This window comes from Streptococcus sp. GMD6S, assembly GCF_000297015.1.
In genome coordinates this window covers 1-931 of sequence record NZ_AJRH01000186.1, presented here as the reverse complement: position 1 = coordinate 931, position 931 = coordinate 1, and the positions used below count along the sequence as shown (strand labels likewise).

Genomic DNA, 931 nt, shown 5'->3' with positions numbered 1-931 from the left:
CCGATGGATCGCGGAGAAACAATTTTTGATTTTCCGAAAATTTTACAGGAAATTACTTTGGAGGATGTTCTAGAAGCTGGGCATCGTTTGATTGATGATGGTGATCTAGTTGATTTTACAATCTTTCCAGCTTAAAAGATGACTAATACTAGAAAGAAGGAATGGTACGTATGAGAAAAAAAACAATTGGCGAGGTTCTACGTTTAGCTAGAATTAACCAGGGATTGAGTCTGGAAGAATTGCAGGAAAAAACTGAAATTCAGTTGCATTTTCTAGAAGCCATGGAGGCAGATGATTTTGATTTACTTCCTAGCACCTTCTACGCTCGTTCTTTTTTAAGAAAATATGCCTGGGCAGTAGAGTTAGATGAAGGAATTGTTTTGGATGCCTACGATTCAGGCAGTATGATCACCTATGAAGAGGTAGATGTTGATGAAGAAGACTTGTCTGGTCGCAGACGATCAAATAAGAAAAAAACGTCTTATCTCCCCTTGTTTTATTTCGTCCTATTTGCTTTGTCAATTTTAATTTTTGTTACTTACTATGTTTGGAACTACATCCAAACTCAGCCAAGTCCTTCTTCAGCTAATTATAGCATTGTGAACTCGACTAGTTCCACAACCTCATCTAGTTCATCTTCTAGTAGTCAGACGTCTAGTTCGTCGTCTACTACGGAATCAACTATTACAGTGTCAGGTGAAGGAAACCGCATTGTGGCTCGCTATAAAACGAGTAAGGAAACGGCTACTGTTCAACTGGCAGTTTCAGATGAAGCTAGTTGGGTTAGTGTTTCAGGAAGTGAGCTGGAGGGTGGTGTGACACTGTCCGCAGACAATAAGAATGCAAAAACAACAGTTTCAACTAAGAATCCCGTTACCATTACTTTAGGTGTAGTGAAGGGAGTTACTGTGACTGTGGACAATCAAACGAT

Annotated in this window: 1 protein-coding gene and 1 pseudogene; both read left to right on the top strand. The window is 39.4% G+C overall.

Annotated features, from left to right (window positions below; genetic code table 11):
* Positions 1 to 135: pseudogene (locus GMD6S_RS12640) on the top strand (EF-P 5-aminopentanol modification-associated protein YfmH); the annotation flags it as partial.
* A 35-nt stretch (positions 136 to 170) separates the two neighbouring features.
* A partial coding sequence (rodZ, locus tag GMD6S_RS09550; protein WP_001227970.1) for a cytoskeleton protein RodZ occupies positions 171 to 931 on the top strand: 761 nt, incomplete at its 3' end.